The organism is Marinobacter gelidimuriae (genome assembly GCF_000372805.1).
Classification (GTDB): Bacteria; Pseudomonadota; Gammaproteobacteria; order Pseudomonadales; family Oleiphilaceae; genus Marinobacter; species Marinobacter gelidimuriae.
Window position 1 is genome coordinate 16,084 of sequence record NZ_KB889872.1, and the last position, 20,918, is coordinate 37,001.

At 54.8% G+C, this 20,918-nt stretch carries 19 protein-coding genes and 3 pseudogenes; all 22 read right to left on the reverse strand.

What is annotated here, in order from left to right; translation table 11 throughout:
• Nucleotides 1-49 precede the first annotated feature (49 nt).
• Nucleotides 50-472, reverse strand: a complete 423-nt coding sequence (locus tag A3OI_RS0105420; RefSeq protein WP_007351284.1) for a F0F1 ATP synthase subunit epsilon — start codon at nt 470-472, stop codon at nt 50-52.
• A gap of 35 nt (nt 473-507) precedes the next feature.
• Nucleotides 508-1,902 carry a F0F1 ATP synthase subunit beta gene (gene atpD / locus A3OI_RS0105425; protein WP_018403296.1) on the reverse strand — a complete coding sequence of 465 codons (1,395 nt, stop codon included), beginning with the start codon at nt 1,900-1,902 and terminating at the stop codon, nt 508-510.
• A gap of 53 nt (nt 1,903-1,955) precedes the next feature.
• Complete coding sequence (atpG, locus tag A3OI_RS0105430) at nt 1,956-2,822, reverse strand: F0F1 ATP synthase subunit gamma (protein ID WP_018403297.1); 867 nt, start codon at nt 2,820-2,822, stop codon at nt 1,956-1,958.
• Between the two features lie 66 nt (nt 2,823-2,888).
• Nucleotides 2,889-4,433 carry a F0F1 ATP synthase subunit alpha gene (gene atpA / locus A3OI_RS0105435; protein WP_018403298.1) on the reverse strand — a complete coding sequence of 515 codons (1,545 nt, stop codon included), beginning with the start codon at nt 4,431-4,433 and terminating at the stop codon, nt 2,889-2,891.
• A gap of 28 nt (nt 4,434-4,461) precedes the next feature.
• Nucleotides 4,462-4,998 carry a F0F1 ATP synthase subunit delta gene (locus tag A3OI_RS0105440; RefSeq protein WP_018403299.1) on the reverse strand — a complete coding sequence of 179 codons (537 nt, stop codon included), beginning with the start codon at nt 4,996-4,998 and terminating at the stop codon, nt 4,462-4,464.
• A gap of 15 nt (nt 4,999-5,013) precedes the next feature.
• Nucleotides 5,014-5,484 carry a F0F1 ATP synthase subunit B gene (locus tag A3OI_RS0105445; protein ID WP_018403300.1) on the reverse strand — a complete coding sequence of 157 codons (471 nt, stop codon included), beginning with the start codon at nt 5,482-5,484 and terminating at the stop codon, nt 5,014-5,016.
• Nucleotides 5,485-5,547: 63 nt separating this feature from the next.
• On the reverse strand, nt 5,548-5,805 hold the full coding sequence (atpE, locus tag A3OI_RS0105450) for a F0F1 ATP synthase subunit C (RefSeq protein ID WP_026224019.1): 258 nt from the start codon (nt 5,803-5,805) through the stop codon (nt 5,548-5,550).
• Nucleotides 5,806-5,885: 80 nt separating this feature from the next.
• The gene (gene atpB, locus A3OI_RS0105455; RefSeq protein ID WP_018403302.1) at nt 5,886-6,761 is read right to left on the reverse strand and encodes a F0F1 ATP synthase subunit A; all 876 of its coding nucleotides are present in this window, start codon (nt 6,759-6,761) and stop codon (nt 5,886-5,888) included.
• A gap of 19 nt (nt 6,762-6,780) precedes the next feature.
• Nucleotides 6,781-7,176, reverse strand: a complete 396-nt coding sequence (locus A3OI_RS0105460; RefSeq protein ID WP_018403303.1) for a F0F1 ATP synthase subunit I — start codon at nt 7,174-7,176, stop codon at nt 6,781-6,783.
• Between the two features lie 258 nt (nt 7,177-7,434).
• Complete coding sequence (locus tag A3OI_RS0105465; protein ID WP_018403304.1) at nt 7,435-8,310, reverse strand: ParB/RepB/Spo0J family partition protein; 876 nt, start codon at nt 8,308-8,310, stop codon at nt 7,435-7,437.
• A 58-nt stretch (nt 8,311-8,368) separates the two neighbouring features.
• Nucleotides 8,369-9,163, reverse strand: coding sequence for a ParA family protein (locus A3OI_RS0105470; RefSeq protein ID WP_018403305.1), 795 nt, complete (start codon nt 9,161-9,163; stop codon nt 8,369-8,371).
• 58 nt (nt 9,164-9,221) lie between these two features.
• A complete protein-coding gene (gene rsmG, locus A3OI_RS0105475) occupies nt 9,222-9,869 on the reverse strand; it encodes a 16S rRNA (guanine(527)-N(7))-methyltransferase RsmG (RefSeq protein ID WP_018403306.1) in 648 nt (215 codons plus the stop codon).
• Nucleotides 9,870-11,756 carry a tRNA uridine-5-carboxymethylaminomethyl(34) synthesis enzyme MnmG gene (gene mnmG / locus A3OI_RS0105480; RefSeq protein WP_018403307.1) on the reverse strand — a complete coding sequence of 629 codons (1,887 nt, stop codon included), beginning with the start codon at nt 11,754-11,756 and terminating at the stop codon, nt 9,870-9,872.
• A gap of 313 nt (nt 11,757-12,069) precedes the next feature.
• Complete coding sequence (locus A3OI_RS0105485; RefSeq protein ID WP_018403308.1) at nt 12,070-13,413, reverse strand: MFS transporter; 1,344 nt, start codon at nt 13,411-13,413, stop codon at nt 12,070-12,072.
• Nucleotides 13,400-13,831, reverse strand: a pseudogene (locus A3OI_RS21700) (efflux RND transporter permease subunit); the annotation flags it as partial. The pseudogene A3OI_RS21700 and the gene A3OI_RS0105485, both read right to left, overlap by 14 nt.
• A 153-nt stretch (nt 13,832-13,984) precedes the next feature.
• Nucleotides 13,985-14,431: pseudogene (locus A3OI_RS19430) on the reverse strand (DUF3833 family protein); the annotation flags it as partial.
• Nucleotides 14,432-14,561: 130 nt separating this feature from the next.
• Nucleotides 14,562-16,037: a sodium:proton antiporter NhaD gene (gene nhaD / locus A3OI_RS0105495; RefSeq protein WP_228702901.1), complete on the reverse strand. Its 1,476-nt coding sequence runs from the start codon at nt 16,035-16,037 to the stop codon at nt 14,562-14,564.
• A gap of 213 nt (nt 16,038-16,250) precedes the next feature.
• Nucleotides 16,251-17,942 (reverse strand): dihydroxy-acid dehydratase, encoded by a 1,692-nt coding sequence (gene ilvD, locus A3OI_RS0105500; protein WP_018403311.1) that lies wholly within the window; start codon nt 17,940-17,942, stop codon nt 16,251-16,253.
• A 145-nt stretch (nt 17,943-18,087) separates the two neighbouring features.
• A complete protein-coding gene (locus tag A3OI_RS19435; protein WP_228702902.1) occupies nt 18,088-18,792 on the reverse strand; it encodes a zinc-binding dehydrogenase in 705 nt (234 codons plus the stop codon).
• Between the two features lie 17 nt (nt 18,793-18,809).
• Nucleotides 18,810-18,920, reverse strand: a pseudogene (locus A3OI_RS24785) (aldehyde dehydrogenase family protein); the annotation flags it as partial.
• Nucleotides 18,878-19,216, reverse strand: coding sequence for an aldehyde dehydrogenase family protein (locus tag A3OI_RS0105510; RefSeq protein WP_018403313.1), 339 nt, complete (start codon nt 19,214-19,216; stop codon nt 18,878-18,880). The pseudogene A3OI_RS24785 and the gene A3OI_RS0105510, both read right to left, overlap by 43 nt.
• 220 nt (nt 19,217-19,436) lie before the next feature.
• Nucleotides 19,437-20,807, reverse strand: a complete 1,371-nt coding sequence (gene mnmE / locus A3OI_RS0105515; protein ID WP_018403314.1) for a tRNA uridine-5-carboxymethylaminomethyl(34) synthesis GTPase MnmE — start codon at nt 20,805-20,807, stop codon at nt 19,437-19,439.
• Between the last annotated feature and the right edge of the window lie 111 nt (nt 20,808-20,918).

The following is a 20,918-nucleotide window of genomic DNA, read 5'->3' on the forward strand; positions in this document are numbered from 1 at the left end:
TACCCACGTCGGGATGCGGCTTGTTCAGGGCGAGCCCTGCCGAACGCTGTTAACGAACGTTCTTACGCAGTTTTTGCAATGTGCGTAGCTGAGCGGCGGCTTCTGCCAGCTCGGCCGCGGCACGGTAATACTCGAACTCGCCCGTTTTATTCGCCAGTGTCGCTTCGGCGTCTTTCTGGGCCTGCAATGCTGCGGCCTCGTCGACGTCTTTCGCGCGCACCGCGGTGTCGGCCATCAGGGTGACAAGATTCGGCTGTACTTCCAGGTAGCCCCCGGACACATACAGAATTTCTTCTTCACCACCTTGCTTGATGATCCGCACAGCGCCCGGTTTGAGCGCAGACAGCAGCGGAGCATGGCCTAACTGAATGCCCAACTCACCCTCGGAGCCAGTAGCGATCAGCATCTCTACCAGACCGGAGTAAATCTTCTTTTCAGCGCTTACGACGTCGCAATGTACAGTCATAGCCATTATCTAAACCTCTTGGGTCAGAAATTGAAAGAGATTTACTTACTTTCTTTCAATTTCATAGCCTTCGCTTTTTCGACGGCTTCATCCATGGTGCCGACCATGTAGAACGCCTGTTCAGGCATATCGTCATAGTCGCCATTGAGGATGCCTTCGAAGCTGCTGATAGTCTCTTTCAAAGACACGTACTTGCCCGGTGAACCGGTAAATACTTCAGCAACGTGGAACGGCTGAGACAAAAACCGCTCAATTTTCCGGGCGCGGGATACGGTCTGCTTGTCTTCTTCTGACAGCTCATCCATACCCAGAATCGCGATAATGTCTTTCAGTTCCTTGTAGCGCTGCAGTACGTTCTGTACACCACGGGCAACGGTATAGTGCTGCTCACCAATCACCAGCGGATCCAGCTGACGCGAGGTAGAATCAAGCGGGTCGATCGCCGGGTAGATACCCTTGGAGGCGATGTCACGACTCAGTACCACGGTGGCGTCGAGGTGGGAGAAGGTGGTGGCCGGTGACGGGTCGGTCAAGTCATCCGCCGGTACATAGACCGCCTGGATTGACGTAATAGAGCCGTCTTTGGTGGAGGTAATACGCTCCTGCAACTCACCCATTTCCTGGGCCAGCGTCGGCTGATAACCTACTGCGGAGGGCATACGGCCCAGCAGTGCGGATACTTCGGTACCGGCCAGGGTGTAACGGTAGATATTGTCAACGAAAAACAGTACGTCACGACCTTCGTCACGGAACTTCTCGGCTATCGTCAGGCCGGTCAGTGCAACACGAAGACGGTTTCCCGGGGGCTCGTTCATCTGGCCATAGACCATCGCTACTTTATCAAGAACGTTAGAGTCCTTCATTTCGTAGTAGAAGTCGTTACCTTCACGAGTCCGCTCACCAACACCGGCGAATACGGACAAACCCGAGTGCTCTTTAGCGATGTTGTTGATCAGCTCCATCATGTTAACGGTCTTGCCTACACCGGCGCCGCCGAACAGACCCACTTTGCCGCCCTTGGCAAACGGGCAGATCAGATCGATAACCTTGATGCCGGTTTCCAGCAGGTCTGCAGATGCAGCCTGATCAGCATAACCGGGTGCTTTGCGGTGGATAGCCCAACGCTCTTCTTCGCCAATCGGGCCCTGTTCGTCGATAGGACGACCCAGAACGTCCATGATGCGGCCAAGAGTCTTGGTGCCCACAGGTACTGAAATCGGCTTGTGTGTATTTTCTGCTTTCAGGCCGCGCTTCAGGCCCTCGGTGCTGCCCATCGCGATGGTACGTACAACGCCGTCGCCCAGCTGTTGCTGAACTTCGAGAGTTGTGTCGCCACCTTCAAGCAACAGTGCGTCGTAAATGCCGGGTACGGCATCACGTGGAAATTCCACGTCGATAACCGCGCCAATGATCTGAACGATGTGTCCGCTACTCATGCTCGGTTCCTCGCTATCTTCATAGTCAATAATACCCGTAGGATTGTGGCGAATCAGACCGATGCCGCGCCGCTCACAATTTCCGAAATCTCTTGCGTAATGGCTGCCTGACGAGCTTTGTTGTATACCAACTGCAGGTCTTTAATAATGTCACCGGCGTTATCGGTAGCACTCTTCATGGCAATCATCCGGGCAGCCTGTTCGCAGGCCAGATTTTCTACCACGCCCTGATAAACCTGGGACTCAATATAGCGTGGCAGTAGCGCGTCCAGAATCGGGCGCGCATCCGGCTCGTAGATGTAATCCCACTGGTGACCGATGTCGTCTTCTTTGCCTTCCGGCAGCGGCAGCGGCAGCAATTGCTGTGCTTTCGGCATTTGCGTCATGGTATTGACGAATTCGTTGCTAACCAGGTACAACCGGTCGATCTTGCCGTCCCGGAAAGAATCCAGCATTACCTTAACGTTACCGATCAAAGCTTCCGCGCTGGGGGCGTCACCGATGTGCGCAAGAGCCGCAACCACGTTACCGCCGTAGCTGCGGAAAAATGAGGCGCCTTTCTGCCCGATTGCACAGAGATCAATCGCAACATCTATATTTTTCCAGTCACGCATTTCGCGCACCAGCAGTTTGAACGCGTTGCTGTTCAAACCGCCGCACAAACCGCGATCAGAGGAGATAACGATGTAGCCTACACGCTTCACCTCACGCTCAAGCATGAACGGATGCCGATAATCTTTGTTGGACTTGGCAATGTGTCCAATTACCTGGCGCATCTTTTCAGCATAAGGGCGAGTCGCCCGCATGCGTTCCTGAGCTTTGCGCATTTTACTCGCCGCCACCATTTCCATGGCGCTGGTGATTTTTTGCGTGCTCTTGATGCTGCCGATCTGATTACGTATTTCTTTTCCGATGGCCATAGGTCACTGCCCTTTCAAGTTAGACACTCATTTGGACCACAGGCCCGCCGCAGCGGGCCGGCGCTGTTACCAGGTTTGAGTGGTCTTGAATTTCTCCAGCGCAGCTTTCAGGCCAGCGGCAACGTCGTCATTGTAGTTGCCAGCGGAACCGATTTTCTCAAGCAGGTCTTTTTGCTCTGCACGCATCCAGTCCAACAACTGGGTTTCAAACTCAACCACCTTGGTAACGTCTACGTCATCAAGGAAGCCTTCGTTGGCGGCGTACAGAACGGTGCCCATTTCAGCCACAGACATCGGGCTGTACTGGTTCTGCTTCATCAGCTCGGTGACGCGCTGACCGTGCTCAAGCTGCTTACGGGTGGATTCGTCGAGATCCGAGGCGAACTGGGCAAAAGCTGCCAGTTCACGGTACTGAGCCAGAGCCAGACGAATGTTACCGCCCAGTTTCTTCATGATCTTGGTTTGAGCGGCACCACCTACCCGTGATACCGAAATACCGGCATTCATGGCCGGACGGATACCGGAGTTGAACATGTTGGTCTCAAGGAAGATCTGGCCGTCAGTGATGGAAATTACGTTGGTCGGTACGAAGGCCGACACGTCACCCGCCTGGGTTTCAATGATCGGCAGCGCGGTCAGAGAACCGGTCTTGCCTTTCACTTCACCGTTGGTGAACTTTTCAACGTAGTCCGCATTCACACGGGAGGCACGCTCCAGCAGACGGGAGTGCAAATAGAACACATCACCCGGATAGGCTTCACGGCCTGGCGGACGACGCAACAGCAGAGAGATCTGGCGGTAAGCAACAGCCTGCTTTGACAGGTCGTCGTACACAATCAGAGCGTCTTCGCCACGGTCACGAAAGTATTCGCCCATGGTGGTGCCGGAATACGGTGCCAAAAACTGCATGGCTGCCGGATCTGCCGCGCCTGCAGCCACCACAATGGTATGATCCATCGCGCCGTGCTCTTCCAGCTTGCGCACAATCGCAGCGATCGACGACTGCTTCTGACCGATGGCAACGTAGATGCATTTGATGCCGGAATTCTTCTGGTTGATGATCGCGTCGATGGCAACAGCGGTCTTACCAATCTGGCGGTCACCGATGATCAGCTCGCGCTGGCCACGGCCAACCGGAACCATGGTGTCGATCGCTTTCATACCGGTTTGAATAGGCTGGTCAACCGACTGACGTTCGATAACACCCGGTGCAACCTTTTCAACCGCATCGGTCAGGGTGGTACCCAGCTCGCCCTTGCCATCAATAGGATTGCCCAGACCGTCTACAACGCGGCCCATCAATTCCGGGCCAACCGGAACTTCCAGGATACGCCCAGTGCAACGAACTTTCTGGCCTTCGGCCAGATCTTCGTAGTCACCCAGAACTACGGCGCCGACAGAGTCGCGCTCCAGGTTCAGAGCGATGCCGAATTCGCCGTTGGCGAATTCGATCATTTCGCCCGACATAACGTCGGCCAGACCGTGGATAAGCACAATACCGTCTGCTACAGACAGGATGGTGCCTTCATTTTTTGCTTCAGAAGAGATATCGAGTTTTTCGATTCTCTTCTTGATGATGTCACTGATCTCGGATGGATTCAGTTGCTGCATGCCAATATCCTCAAACCTTATGCTGAAATCAGGAGCCCAGAGCGTCGGCCAGTTTAGTCAGCTTTCCGCGTACAGATGCGTCAATCACCATATCGCCAGTGCGGATAATCACACCACCAATCAGTGACTTGTCTAATGACGCTGCGAGTGATACTTGCCGCTCGAGCTTCTTCGAGAGTGCCTGGGCGAGCTTGTTTTGCTGTTCGTCCGTCAGTTCAAAGGCTGCGGTCACTTCGATATCAACCGTGCGCTTCAAATTAGCCCAGTACGTGTCGAAGAGAGCTGCAATCTCGGTAAGAAGAGCGAGCCGGCCGTTTTCAGCCAGCACAGCAAAGAAGTTGCGTACCTGATCTGAGTCGCCGGCTTCAGCAACCTCCAGAATCATGTCTGCCTTCTTCTGCTCTTCCAGACCCGGATTCGCGAGAAGCTGTCGAATGTCTTTAATCGCAGTGACCTGTCCGGCGATCGTCAGTACCCGGTACCACTCAGCAAGCTGGTCGTGCTCCCGGGCTACAGAAAATGCTGCCTTTGCGTAAGGACGGGCCAGCGTTCTCAGTTCTGCCATGATGAACCTCGTCGTTTAAAGTTCTGCCGCCAGTTTTTCCAACATTTCGTTGTGCTTGGAGGCATCGACAGAGGTTTCAAGAATCTTCTCGGCACCCGCAATGGCTATGACGCCAATTTCTGACCGCAGCGCCTCACGAGCCTGATTCAGTTCTTGTACAATTTCGGCCTTGGCCTGCTCAATCAGCTTCTCACCTTCTTTGCGGGCGTCACCCTTGGATGCTTCCACAATCTGGGCAGCGCGCTTGTTAGCCTGCTCAATAAGGCCGGCGGCCTGCTGCTTGGCTTCACGCAGTTCCTGAGCTGACTTTTCCTGCGCCAGTTCAAGGTCACGTTCCGCACGATCTGAAGCAGCAAGTCCGTCAGCGATCTTCTTTTGTCGTTCCTGCAAAGCGGCAATGACCGGAGGCCAGACCAACTTCATGCAGAAAACAACAAAGATAAAGAACGCGATGGCTTGACCAAGAATCGTCAAATTAATGTTCACGTCTTCACCTCTCGCCTGTTATGTAAGAAAACACCTTTCCAGAACATTCCGGTGGCGATTCGATTAACCGGCAAGCTGGCCAACAAACGGGTTGGCGAAGGTGAAGAACAGTGCAATACCAACACCGATCATGGTTACAGCATCCAGCAGACCTGCAACGATAAACATTTTGACCTGCAGCATCGGGGTCATTTCCGGCTGGCGCGCGGCGCCTTCCAGGAACTTGCCACCCAGAATACCAAAGCCGATAGCGGTGCCCAGTGCGCCCAGGCCGATCAGCAATGCAACAGCAATCGCGGTCATTCCAACTACAGTTTCCATGATAACTCCCAGTTTTCAGTTTAGTTTTTCAGTTTAAGGGTTAAGGGTTAAGGGTTTAGAACTACGTTTTCAATACAAAATCAGTGACTGTCTTCGTGCGCCATACTGAGGTACACGATGGTCAGCATCATAAAGATGAAGGCCTGCAACGTGATGATCAGTATGTGGAAGATGGCCCAGGGAACAGACAATGCCCACTGCGCCCAGAACGGCAGCAGGGCAATCAGGATAAAGATCAGCTCGCCTGCGTAGAGGTTACCAAACAGACGCAGCGCCAGTGAAACTGGCTTGGCCAGCAGGCTGACACCTTCCAGAAGCAGGTTGATCGGAATTAGCACAAGCTTCAGGAAGAGATTGTCAGATGAGAACGGGTGCAGCGTAAGTTCGCCCACGAAGCCGCTCACACCTTTGATCTTGATGCTGTAATAGATAATCAGCACGAATACTGACAGCGCCATGCCCAGGCTCACGTTGATGTCCGTAGTCGGAACGATCTTCATGAACGGGAAACCTGCGAGAGTAAACAGATGCGTAATGAAATCAACCGGTATCAGATCCATCAGGTTCATCAAGAAAACCCAACAGAAAATAGTCAGTGCCAACGGTGCAATAACGGCATTTTTTCCGTGAAACGTTTCTTTAACGCTGGTATCAACAAACTCGACCATCACTTCGACGAAGTTCTGGAGGCCACCGGGAACCCCGGAGGTTGCCCGCTTGGCGGCAAGACGGAACACAAACAGGAACAATGCGCCAAGACCGATGGCCCAGGCCATGGTATCTACGTGAATCGCCCAGAAGCCCATATCGGCAGCTTCTTTGGATGTTTGTGCAATGGTCCAGGATGTTTCAGAAAGCACAGTACCGTCAAAACGTTCATAATCTACCGGCAGCTGCCCATAGGTCAGGTTCTGGAGGTGATGCTGGATATACTCGGATGCGGTTTTGCCTGCCATATCGTTCTCTCAGGTCCTGTTAGCGTCGCTGCGTGCTGTTTACCAAAAACGGCGTGAACCAGTTGGCGACCAGCATGATCGCAAATGTTAAAAAAAGTGCCGCTACGTCAAGCGGCTGAATCCATTTAAACACCACCGTAAACGAGATGGCGCACAGAATGAGTTTTCCGGACTCACCCTGATAAAAAGAGCTCATGATCTTTTTGGCAGACCGCGCACCGGAGTAGCGGAATGCCTTAAGCGCAAAATAACCGTGGGGCAGCAGAAAAATGAGACCGCCCAGAAGCGCTGAATAACCGGAAACCTGACCACGCAACAAAAACGCCAGGCTAACCAGGACAAGTACCACACTTTCTACTGCAAACCATCGTTCGATGGGCGGGCGTTGAATGCCACCCGGAGCTGGTTTGGCCATGTTTGTCCTAGAATTCAGTGCTTTTAACCGATGCCGCCTGAAAAATTAGCCGGCACACTGACATTAGCGCCGCAGATTGTATATGTTCAATGTGCATGAATCAACAGAACCCGAACCGCGTGAAACTTCAGTATAACTGGGTCTGGCTCTTATTCGACACAAATAGGCATTCTCTCAATTTTTCACCACTACATATTGTGCATCACAGCGGCAGCAAACTTTTGGAGGGGACTCGAAAGTTCAAGAAAATCCAACGATTTAACGGATGTGACCCAAAATTCCATCAAGCTCATCAAGTGAACTGTACTCAATCACCAGCTTGCCTTTGCCACGCTGGCTGTGATTAATCGCCACCCGAGCGCCCAGACGCTCGGCCAGATCGTCCTGCAGGGCCCGGATATTTGCGTCCACCCTGGGCTTGGCCGCTTTGCCGCTGTCGGGTTTCTCCTGCTGCAGCTGGCGCACTAGAGCTTCGGTTTGGCGCACCGATAGTGAACGTGCCACTACCTGCCGGGCCACCTGCATTTGCTGCTCTGGCGCCAGAGTCAGCATGGCGCGGCCATGGCCCATTTCAAGATCGCCGTGTTCCAGCATCAGCCGCACATCTTCAGTCAAGCCAATCAGGCGCAGCAAGTTGGTGATGGTGGTACGTGACTTGCCGACCGCTTCGGCCACTTGAGCCTGAGTCAGCCCGAACTCGTCCTGTAAACGTTGCAGGGCAAACGCTTCCTCGATGGGGTTCAGGTTTTCGCGCTGAATGTTCTCGATCAGGGCCATAGCGATGGCCGCTTCGTCTGATACGTCCCGAATAATAGCCGGTATCGACTCCAGGCCGGCCATCTGGGCGGCGCGCCAACGGCGCTCACCAGCGATCAGTTCAAAGTGTTCGGCGGCCAGAGGGCGTACCACAACGGGCTGCATCACGCCTTGTTGGCGGATGGAGTCGGCCAGCTCTTGCAAGGCTGCCGGGTCCATGTCGCGGCGCGGCTGATAGCGGCCACGCTGAATCAAATCCAAAGCAATATCCCGCAGCTCGCCGTCTTGGCTGGCCGGTGTCTGCTCCAGATTTACGCGGGAATTTGCTAATAGGGCTCCTAGCCCGCGTTCCCCAAGTCCTCGTTTTTTCGCCGCCATGGTGTCAGCCAATGTTTCCGTTAATGTCCATCAAATTGGGTTTTGCGTTGGCGGCATCTTACACGGCAACCGCGTTAGATGCTTTCTTTGCTCCGTACCGGCGAACCATTTCACCCGCCAGAGCCAGATAGGCAATAGCGCCTTTCGAGGCTTTGTCGTACTTCAAGGCAGGCATGCCGTGGCTGGGTGCTTCCGCCAGGCGCACGTTACGGGGAATGACGACGCGGTACACTTTATCGCCAAAAAATTCGGTGAGCTGGCCAGACACATCCCGCGTCAAACTGCTGCGGGGGTCGTACATGGTGCGCAGAATGCCCTCAACCTGCAGATTGGGGTTTACCGTTTCCTGAATCTGCTGCACCGTGTTCATGAGCGCTGCCAGGCCTTCCAACGCGTAATACTCACATTGCATCGGAATCAGAATGGAATCGGCGAACGACAGCGCATTCACCGTCAGCAGGTTCAGCGATGGGGGGCAATCAATCAGCACGTAATCGTAGTTGTCACGAAGCGGGTTCAGAGCTTGACGCAGACGATGCTCGCGGCCAATTTCCATCATCAGCTCCACTTCAGCTGCCGTCAAATCACCGTTACCCGGCATAATGTCATAATCGCCCATCTCGTTGTAAATGATGATCTCACTGGCGCTAGCGCGCTTGGTGAGCAAATCATAACCAGAGAGTTGCAGGCCGTTTTTATCAATGCCGCTGCCCATGGTGGCATTGCCCTGGGGGTCCATGTCTACCAGTAGCACCCGGCGTTTGGTCGCTGCCAGAGATGCGGCAAGGTTGACGCAGGTGGTGGTTTTACCCACACCGCCTTTTTGATTGGTCACCGCAATCACGCGCGCCATCGCTTGCCTCCTGTGCCGGAATGGGTTGTCGGTTAAAGGATCAGCGCTGCTGAATTCCTCAGTGTGGGTGTCCGTTGCGGCCAATAATTAGCACATTACGTTCGCCCTCTACGCCGGGTACTGCCAGCCTATGGCTAGAGTTTACCTGCCAGCCACGGCCAAGGGCAGCCACTTCATCAGCGGGATACTGGCCTTTCATGGCAATAAACTCACCGTTACCTGCTAGCAGGTGGTCGCACCAGTTCACCTGGTTGTCCAGCGCGGCAAACCCACGGCTGCTGATCTGGGTAAACAGCTCACGGGGCTGGTACGCCTCGGCGCGATTGTGAATAACGTCTAGGTTGCGCAGTCCCAACTCCAGCACACACTGCTTAAGGAAGCGGGTTTTCTTACCGTTACTGTCCAGCAGTGTAAAGCGCGTATCTGGTAGGCCAATGGCCAGCGGAATTCCCGGCAAACCGCCACCAGCGCCGGCGTCTAGCAAGTGGTAGGTGGTCACAAACGGCACAATGCTGAGGCTGTCCAGCAGTTGTCGCGACACCATCTCGCGCTCGTCACGCACGGCGGTCAGATTGAAAGCCTTGTTCCATTTGGCCAGCAACGCCAAAAATGCCAACAACTGTCGCTGTTGGCTGGCGTCGAGCTTGAGCTCCATTTGCGCCAGGCCTTCGTCAAGCTGGCGCTGCCATACCGGATTCTGTGCCATTTACGCGCTCTGCTTGCGCAACAATTCGCGCTTTTTCATATGCACCAGAATCTGGCTTATGGCGGCCGGTGTAACGCCTTGAACTCGGGACGCCTGGGCGACGGTTTCGGGTCGCACAGCTCCTAGCTTCTGCTTGATTTCGTTGGATAATCCGCCAATTATGCCATAATCCAGATCGACTGGCAGCGCGGTGTTCTCGTTTTTGCGCAGGCGCTCAATCTCATCGGCCTGGCGCGAAATATAGCCTTCGTACTTAATCTCGATTTCAACCTGGTCAGCCACTACGGCGTCATCGGCCCGATATTCCGCGATATCAGCAATGTGAGCGTACACTATTTCCGGGCGCCGCAGCAGCTCGGCCAACGTGTGGTCTCGGCTCAGAGGCTGCTTCAGATACTGATTGGCACGCTCACCCGCCGCGGTGTTCGGATGCACACGCGTGCCTTCCAGGCGACTGCGCTCGGTGCCTATGGCTTCGCGCTTGGTGTTGAATTTACGCCAGCGCTCGTCGTCTACCAGGCCCAGTTCGCGGCCGCTGTCGGTCAGGCGCAGGTCGGCGTTGTCTTCGCGCAAAATGAGTCGGTATTCGGCTCGGCTGGTGAACATGCGATAGGGCTCGGAAGTACCCATGGTGATCAAGTCATCCACCAGTACACCAATGTAGGCCTCATCACGGCGCGGATACCAGGCGTCTTTTTCCTGCGCCTGCCGTGCAGCGTTAATGCCCGCAAGCAAGCCCTGGGCTGCCGCTTCCTCGTAACCGGTAGTACCGTTAATCTGGCCGGCCAAATACAGACCCTGAATGAACTTGGTTTCCAGGGTGTGGCGTAAATCCTGCGGGTTCAGATAATCGTATTCGATAGCGTAGCCCGGGCGCATGATGTGGGCCTTTTCAAAACCCGGAATCGACTGCACTGCCCTAACCTGGATATCAAACGGCAAGCTGGTGGAAATGCCGTTGGGATAAAGCTCATGCGTGGTCAGGCCTTCAGGCTCGACAAAAATCTGGTGCGAGCTCTTGTCGGCAAACCGGCTTACCTTGTCTTCTAAAGACGGGCAGTAGCGTGGGCCAACACCGTCAATTTTGCCGGTGAACATCGGTGAGCGGTCAAAGCCGCTGCGAATAATGTCGTGGGTTTCTTCGGTGGTACGGGTGATGTGGCAGCAAACCTGCCGTGGGTGTTCCTCGCGGGAACCCATAAACGACATAACTGGCGATGGGTCATCGCCCCATTGTTGCTGCATCACTGAAAAGTCTACGCTGCGGGCATCAATGCGCGGCGGTGTGCCGGTTTTCAGTCGGCCGACGTTAAACGGTAGTTCCCGCAGGCGCTGGGCCAGCGCATTGGCCGGAGCATCGCCAGCACGGCCACCGGCCTGATTCTTCATGCCGATGTGTATTACGCCGCCCAGAAACGTGCCGGTGGTCAGCACCACTGTTTTTCCCAGGAAACGGATGCCGGTCTGGGTGATTACGCCGGTTACCCGCTCGTTCTCCACAATCAGATCATCGGCGGACTGCTGGAACAGAGTCAAATTAGGCTGGTTTTCCAGTATTTCGCGGATAGCCGCTTTGTACAGAATGCGGTCGGTCTGGGCGCGGGTAGCGCGCACGGCGGGACCCTTGCGGCCATTCAACACGCGAAACTGGATGCCGGCCCTGTCCGTGGCATGGGCCATGGCTCCGCCTAACGCGTCAATTTCTTTTACCAGATGGCTTTTGCCAATACCGCCAATGGCCGGGTTGCAGGACATCTGCCCCAGAGTTTCAATGTTGTGGGTCAGCAACAGGGTGTGTGAACCCATACGCGCCGCTGCCAACGCGGCTTCGGTGCCCGAATGGCCACCACCAATAACAATGACATCGAAACGGGTCGGAAAATCCACAAATCACCTCAAACAACGGGAACAGAATCAAGTAAAAACAAGGCGGCGAGTATAACGCCTCGGCTGCTAAATTGCAGTCGGGATGTGCAAATTTTAACCAGTTAAGGCAACCCTTAGCAAAATTCGTCAACGGCCTCGGAAATGGCTGTGAAATTGGCTAAATTTCAACCGCTTGCCAGACCTTTTTCAAGTCCGTCACTATAAAGTTATCCACAGATCGACGCATTTGTTTATTGCCCTTATTAACAGCATAACAATCTGTTTTGTATATCTTTTAAAAAAAAATTTCAATTGCTGCCCTCAGCTTGTTCACTTATTTATCCACATGGTTGACGGTTGATTCCTGCTCTTTGTAGCGGCGAATCCGTAACACCAGCGGCAGCACCAACAGATTCACCACAGACAAGATCAACAAAAACAATGGAATACTCAAACCGGCAATTCCCAGCAGAAGCATACCCGCCAGCGCACTGACCAGCATAAACAACGAATTGATGACGTTCAGCGCGGCGATAATGCGGGCGCGTTTATGGGCCTCGGTGGCACTCTGAATATAAGCGTACAAAGGCACAATAAAGAGCCCGCCGGCGGCGCCGATCAACACCAGATCGACCAGCAGCCTCCAGTATTCAGGTTGGCTCAGTAACAACCACCAGGTGGTTGGCACGGCGCTGGCCGGCAGTGCAAAAAAAAGATCGATACCCGGTAAGGTTAAACCCAAGGTGCCCCAGGGCACGGGCGCCAGGCTGACACTGTGGTGGGTTAGCCGCTCACACAACACCGAACCACTGGCAATTCCGACAATAAACAGTGACAGCAACAAGGTAACAACGGTTTCATCGCCCTGCAGATACAGCCGGGCAAAATTGGGGAACTGGGTTAGATAGGCTGCGCCCAAAAACCAGAACCAGGAGATGGCCAATATCGCCAGCAACACCGGGCGCTGTTCGGCGGCCACCGCCATCAGACGCCAACTTTCCCGCAGGGGCTGCCAGCGCATGGGGCTCATTGATTTTGGTAATTCCGGCGCGGCCGTAGCGGGTATTTGGCGCGCACTCAGGTAGCCCAATAGCGCCATAATAACCACAGCAAAGGCTATCAGCGGGGTTGCCAGGGGGAAACTGGCCAGTACGCCAGCGGCAATGGTGCCCAGCAGTATAGCCAAGAATGTGCCGCCGCTCACCAGACCATTACCGCCTACCAGCTCGCTGGGTTCCAGCACCTGGGGCAAAATGGAATATTTGACCGGGCCAAAAAAAGCAGACTGAGTGCCCATCAAGAACAGCAGACACAGCAATACGCCGTACCAACCTTGCCACAGCGCTAACGCAGCCAAGGTCATGATGACGATTTCTGAGGCTTTCACCCAGCGAATAATGCGGGCTTTTTCGTGGCGGTCAGCCAACTGGCCGGCCAGCCCGGAAAACAGAAAATAAGGCACAATGAACAAAAACGCCGCCAGATTAACCACCAGGTCCACCGGCAGGCCGGCCCAGCCTACGGTGGTAAAGGTGATCAGCAGCAAGAGCGCGTTTTTGTAAAGGTTGTCGTTGAAAGCGCCGCTGAACTGGGTCAGGTAAAACGGCAAAAATCGCCGCTGGCGCAATAGCTGAAATTGGCTCGAACTGCTATTCGTACTGGTATCAGGACTGCTCACTGAGCGCTTCCAACTTTCGCTCAACGGTGTTGGCAGAGCTGGCAAAGCGCGCCAGCAGATTGTACAGCACCGGCACAATGAACAGCGTCATGCTGGTGGCGAACACCAGCCCGCCCAGTATAACCACGCCAATGGCGGCACGGCTTTCGGCGCCGGTGGCCAGTACCAGAGGAACAGCACCAAACACCGTAGAGATGGTGGTCATCAGTACCGGGCGGAAGCGCAATACGGAGCCTTCCACAATGGCGTCGCGTACCGAGTAGCCCTGATCCCGCAGCTGATTGGCAAATTCGACAATCAAAATGCCGTTTTTCGCCATCAACCCCAACAGCATAATAATGCCAATCTGGCTGTAAATATTCAGGCTGATGCCGGTCAGCCAGAGCGCCATGAGCGCACCGGCAAACGGCGCGCTGATACGGTGGTTTTCAAGATTTACTCTGGCGGCTACGCGCTGTGCCTGAAGCACGTCGGCTGCGGTGCGCAGCTCGTCCATCTGGGCAATAGCGATGCTGTTACTGGAGCTTAACTGGCGGGCGCGATCGTATTGGCGTTTGGCCTGGGCCTGGCGATCATCGAGGCGTAACAGCAAATCACCTTTGGCCACCTCAAGCATATAATTCATGTGTATGGCATTGCCCGACCAGCGCATAGTGCCGGCTTCGGTGACGTCACCGGCGGCGCGATAACTCTCGCCGTCTGGCGTTAAGGTCCATACACGGGTTTGTACTTCGCCATCATCAAAGCGGAACACCTCGTCTAACGTGCCCACGCCCTGCTCGGTCCATGATGCCGTGATATCCGCGTCAAAAGTACGAATAACAGCGCCAGACCAGTCTTTGACCACACCGCGGGCAGACAGGTTGCCAGCGAAGAATTGGTCGGGCACCAACGCCGGTGAGCGATCTTGATAATCATCCAACGATGGGCCGGCACAGCCGCCAAGTAGAAAGAACGGTAGCAGTATCCACAGTCGTTTCCAGCCCCATACACGGCTGAAACACAAAATTTGCATCATTTTTACACTCCCTGGGACTATGGCGTGGTGCGGCGGCCACGATATAGCAACCACCGCAAGAATAGCGCTTGTTTGGGGAGACTACGCTGGCGCCTGGGGTTCCGATCAGATTTCGGTGGGCGCCAGAGTTTCAGAACAGACCGGCGTTAAGCCAAAGGTGGGAAAGTATGGCCAGCACGTAGCCTAGGGCAATAGCCGGAGTCCAGCGCAGGTGACTCATAAAGGTGTAGTGGCCACGGGCCTGGCCCATCAGTGCCACACCGGCAGCCGAGCCAATAGACAGCATCGAACCGCCCACACCCGCTGTCAGGGTAACCAGCAGCCACTGGCCGTGGGACATATCCGGGTTCATCGACAGCACCGCGAACATCACCGGTATGTTATCCACCACCGCCGATAAAATACCCACCGCAGCGTTAGCCAGGGTGTGGTTCCAGCCAGTGTAAATAAGCGTGGAAATTTCGCTCAGGTAACCGATATAACCAAGACCACCCACCGCCAGCACCACACCGTAGAAGAACAACAGGGTGTCCCATTCAGCACGGGCAATCGGGTTGAACACGTTAAACGGCAGCGCCTTGTCCAGGCGGTTCAGCAGGCGGAAATCCTGGTGCACCTCAGCCCGTTTGCGTTCATTTTCCACATGCCGTTTGAAAGTCCGGCCCAGATAATAACCAAATATCTGGAGGTATCCCAGACCCATCATCATGCCCACCACCGGCGGCAAGTGCAGGAAGTTGCTGCCGCAAACAGCGGTGATAATGGTCAACAGAAACAACGCCACGGTGCGGCGTGCACCACGCTTCATAATGACCGCTTCCGTCGCCGGGTTGGGCGTGTCATTGGGAATAAAGAAACTCATGATGATGGCCGGTACCATAAAGCTGATAAGCGCCGGTATAAACAGGTCAAAAAACTCGGTGAAATTAACCACGCCCTTTTGCCACACCATCAGCGTGGTGATGTCGCCAAAGGGCGAAAATGCACCACCGGCGTTGGCCGCCACCACAATGTTAATACAGCCCAGGCTGATAAATTTCGGACTGTTCTCACCCACTTTTAGCAGTACCGCGCACATCAGCAACGCGGTAGTCAGGTTATCGGCCACCGGCGATATACAAAATGCCAACACACCGGTAATCCAGAACAGACTCCGGTAACTGAAACCTTTGCCAACCAACCAGGCCCGCAAGGCGTCAAACAGCTGCCGCTCCTCCATAGCGTTTATGTAGGTCATCGCCACCAACAAAAACAGCATCAGCTCGGAAAATTCCAGCAGGTTGTGGCGCAGTGCCACCGCGGTGCTTTCGTTATCACCATTGGCCACGTAAACCGCGGCTACCGCAAACCAGATCAAACCCGCGGCTATCAGCACCGGCTTGGATTTTCGCAGGTGCAACTTTTCTTCCATCATCACGAAAATATAGGCGATTACAAACAGCAGAATGGCGATGTAACCCACCGGATGGTTGGTCAGGTCCATGGTCTCGGCCGGTGCGGCCAAGGCAGAACCACTAAAAGCAAATAGGGCAAAAAATACACTGAGAAGGAAGACCGGCCAGCGCCGGGCGGCCACAGCTAGGGAGAGTAACATTGAGAGTGACATTAATAGGCACCTAAACGTGTTCTTGGGTTTTGGTAATTTAGAGTGCGCTCTAAGAGTGGGCTCTATTAGAGCGCAAAGCGGTTGCAAAGAGCTTGACTGATGTCGTTTAAAGCCGCTTTTTCGTTAACTACCCATTGGCTTGCATAGTGAAGATTTCAGCAATTGACATCCGGCGCCGTACCGCTATCTGCGGTAACGGCGCCGAGCTTGTCCTCAGGACTCGGGCAGATCCGTCACTGCACCGGTCGACGCCGAACTAACGGTGCGCGCGTACTTGGCTAGCACACCGCGGGTGTAGCGCGGTTGCGGTTGCTGCCAAGCTTCGCGGCGGCGTTGCAGTTCGTCGTCACTGACGCTCAGTTCAATACTGTCGGCCACGGCGTCAATCACAATTTCGTCGCCGTCTTGCACCAAGGCAATAGGGCCGCCGTCAAAGGCTTCCGGAGTAACGTGGCCTACTACAAAGCCGTGGCTACCACCGGAGAAACGACCGTCGGTTATCAAAGCCACATCGCTGCCCAGCCCACGGCCCATAATCGCCGAGGTGGGTGACAGCATTTCGCGCATGCCAGGGCCGCCGCGTGGGCCTTCATAGCGGATCACCAGCACATCGCCAGCCACCACGGTGCCATCCAGAATTCGCGCCTGGGCTTCTTCTTCCGAACCAAACACCCGCGCCCGACCTTTAAAGTGGGTGCCTTCTTTACCGGTAATTTTTGCCACAGAGCCTTCCGGCGCCAGATTACCAAACAAAATGCGCAGATGGCTTTCCGCTTTGATCGGCTGATCCAGAGGCATGATGATTTTCTGGCCGTCGGCGTAGGGTTCTACCGTGGCCAGGTTTTCCGCCAGGGTTTTGCCGGTTACCGTCAGACAGTCGCCGTGCAACATGCCGGCGTCTAGCAGCATTTTCATCAGCGGCTGAATGCCGCCAATGGCCACCCATTCGCTCATCATGTAGTGACCGCTAGGGCGCAGGTCCGCCAACAATGGAACCTTTTTACCAATGCGGGTGAAGTCATCCAGGCTTAGCTCTACACCCACCGTGTGGGCCATGCCAATCAGGTGCAGTACAGCGTTGGTGGAACCACCCAGAGTGATGATCACAGTGATAGCGTTTTCAAAGGCGGGTTGGGTCATGATGTCGGAGGGTTTGATATCCCGGTCCAACAGATTCATGACCGCGGCGCCGGCGGCTTCGCAGTCGGCTTTTTTGTCATTCGACACTGCGTTCTGCGCCGAGCTGCCGGGCAGGCTCATACCCAGCGCTTCGATGGCCGAGGCCATGGTGTTGGCGGTGTACATACCGCCACAGGAACCGGGGCCCGGAATGGCGGTTTCTTCAATCTGCTTCACTTCGATCAGCGACATCTCGCCCTTGGCATGGGCGCCCACCGCTTCGAACACGGAAATAATGTCGGTGTGGCCTTCGCCGGGCAAAATAGTACCGCCGTAAACAAACACGCTAGGCCGGTTCAGCCGCGCCAGGCCCATGATGCAGCCAGGCATGTTTTTGTCACAGCCGCCAATGGCTACCAGACCGTCAAAACCTTCACAACCGGCCACAGTTTCAATGGAGTCGGCGATGACTTCCCGCGACACCAGGGAATACTTCATGCCTTCGGTGCCGTTGGCAATGCCATCAGAAATCGTAATGGTGTTAAAAATAACGCCTTTGCCACCGGCCTGGTCCGCACCCTTACAAGCAATGTCGGCCAGCTCGTTGATGTGACTGTTACACGGGGTAACCATGCTCCAGGTGGAGGCAATGCCGATCTGCGGTTTGCTGAAATCTTCGTCGTTAAAACCGACGGCCCTCAGCATGGAGCGGCTGGCGGATTTAGCCACACCGTCCACAACCGGGGCGGAGAAACGGCGGCGAGGGTCTTGGGGGGTATCACTCATGGCGCTGTATCCTTATTTTTGTCGTCCTGTCGTTTGCGGGTAACAGGCGGCTTTAAGAGGGTTGGGCCACAAGTTTACACCAGAACTCCACAGCGCTGAAATATTACCGCGGCTGACGGCACAAAATGGGTCACACTTTTCTCAATCACTCAAATGCCGTTCCCGACGGAGCCATTGCCGGCACGCCCGACTGGGTGTCGCTGCACATTCTGGACGGTGGCCAAACCGGTGACAGCGGCCAGGTGCATTTCCAGGCCATCTTCACAATTAGTTTGATGGTAACGCCACTCGCTGAGTCCTCAAATGCCTGATTAATTTGCTGAAAATCATAAAACTTGATCAGTTTGTCAAACGGAAACTGCCCCGCTTTGTAGTACGCAATCAACTGCGGAATAAACACCCTGGGGATAGAATCACCTTCAATGACACCTATCATGCTCTTGCCTTCGGCCATCAAGTCATTATGAATATCAAGCTTTACTTCGGGCGTAATGCCGACGATCGCGCAGGTTCCCAGTGGCCGCAGGGCATTCAATGACTGCTTGACCACCTGGGGCACACCGGTGGTTTCAAGCGCATAATGACTGCCTCCACCGGTAAGCTTTTTGACTTCCGCTACCACATCGACTTTTTTACCGTTGAAAACATGGGTTGCGCCCAGTTCCAGAGCCAAATTAAGCCGGCTGTCATGAACATCCACCGCGATGATGTACTGGCAGCCAACTATTCTGGCCGCCATAACGGCGCTAAGGCCCACAGCACCAGCACCGTAAACCACCACACTGGAACCGAATTCCGGCTTCAGGCGATTCAGAATCGTTCCTGCGCCAGTCTGGAGACCACACCCCAACGGACCCGGCAGTGCCAGATCAACATCCGGTTGATGGCCATGCAGATCTGGCCCTGGTGCAAAAACTTGCCAAAAATCGCTGCTTTTACAGCCTGCTCGACGTCTGCATCTTCCAGCACCACAAACGGGTACTGCCAGACTCGTGGATCAGCCAGTCAATGATCTCTTCTTTGCGTTGGTCAAAAATGGACACTGCTTTATGCATCAATGCGGCGCGTTCGGCGAGAGGCGCTTCTGCCCAGTCAACCTGAGCTTCTGCGGCTTTTTTGTAGGCCGCATCCAGATCGGCAGACGTCGCAGAACGAATGAAAACCAGTGTTTCGCCGGTGTATGGGTTCACAACGGCACGGGCATCTTTGCCGCTACCTTCGCGCCACTCCCTTGCCAGCGGTTGCAAATGAAAATTCCGGTAGTATTCAGCCATGAATTTGTCCTAACATTCAAAATATTAGAATTCTATAAGCACCAAACTACAGTGTAGCCCTTACTAAAAAGCTTGCTACCAAAATAACCAATTCAAGACCTGTTATTCCAAGACAGAGTGACAGGCAAATTCATTTGAGGCCTCGAGTTCTGGCAACCTGTTGGCATATCGGAGGATAGGGGACAGATTTTAAATCTGTCCCCGTTTGGAGATAGCGCTATTACTTCCCGATGCAAAACGAGCCAAAAATCTTGCCCAAAAGCTCATCCGGCGTTATTTGTCCGGTAATTTCTCCCAATGCATCCTGCGCAGCGCGCAGATCCTCCGCTAGCAGTTCACCGGCGCCGTAGCCTTCTAGCTGAGCCTGGCCCTGAACCAGAAAGTCCGCAGCGCGTTCAAGCGCGTCCAAATGGCGGCGGCGAGCCAGGAAGCCGCCCTCAGTGGTGCTGGCGAAGCCCATACATTGCTTAAGGTGGTCCCTTAGTGCGTCCAAACCCGCGCTGGATTTGGCTGCCAAGCGCACCACCGGGGCCTGCTGCGGTGATGATTCGGATAAACCTACGCTTTCACCCGATAAATCCACCTTGTTGCGGATGACCGTAATCGGCGCGGCAACTGGCAGTTGGTCAATAAAATCTGGCCAAATTTTATGGGGGTTGGTTTTATCGGTGGTGGTGGCATCCACCATGAGCAGTATGCGGTCGGCTTGGTGAATTTCATCCCATGCGCGGGCAATGCCAATCTGTTCCACTTCGTCTGGGCTATCGCGCAGGCCGGCGGTGTCGATGATGTGCAGCGGCATGCCGTCAATGTGAATGTGTTCCCGTAATACGTCGCGGGTAGTGCCTTCGATAGCGGTCACAATCGCTGCCTCACGGCCGGCAAGGGCGTTCAGCAGGCTGGATTTACCGGCGTTGGGCCTGCCGGCGATCACCACTTTCATGCCATCGCGCAAAATGGTGCCCTGCTGGGCTTCCAGCATGATGCCCTGAAGCTGGTCTCGTAGATTCTGAAGATCGGTGGCAACTTTTCCATCGGCCAGAAAATCGATTTCTTCTTCCGGAAAATCGATAGCGGCTTCCACATAAATCCGCAGGTGGGTAACAGCTTCTACCAGCGTTTCGATGCGCCGAGAGAACACGCCTTGCATAGAGCGCACCGCGCATCTGGCTGCCTGTTCCGAGCTGCTCTCAATCAGATCGGCAATGGCTTCTGCCTGGGCCAGGTCGAGCTTGTCATTAAGAAAGGCCCGCTCCGAGAATTCTCCGGGCCTGGCCAGCCTTGCGCCCAGAGCGCATACCTCTCGTAGCAGCAGGTCCAGAATTACGGTTCCGCCATGGCCCTGGAGTTCGAACACGTCTTCTCCAGTGAACGAGTGGGGGTTTGGAAAAAACAGGCCAATGCCTTCGTCTATCAGTTCGCCCTGGCGGTCTTTAAACGGGCCGTAGTGGGCATAGCGCGGTTTGGGTGCGTATCCAAGCAGGCTGTGGGCAATAACGGTTGCCTGGGGGCCAGAAACCCGCACAATGCCGACGCCGGCTTGGCCGGGTGCGGTGGCGATGGCTGCAATCGTTTCTGTGGGGTGATCCATGGCCGCGGCTCCAGGGTAATATGAGCGGGATAAGATGGTTTAAAACGCTTGGTTTTCCACAGTACTGAAACAACAAAGGCCCCGTAACGGAGCCATTGCTGGATAACCTGA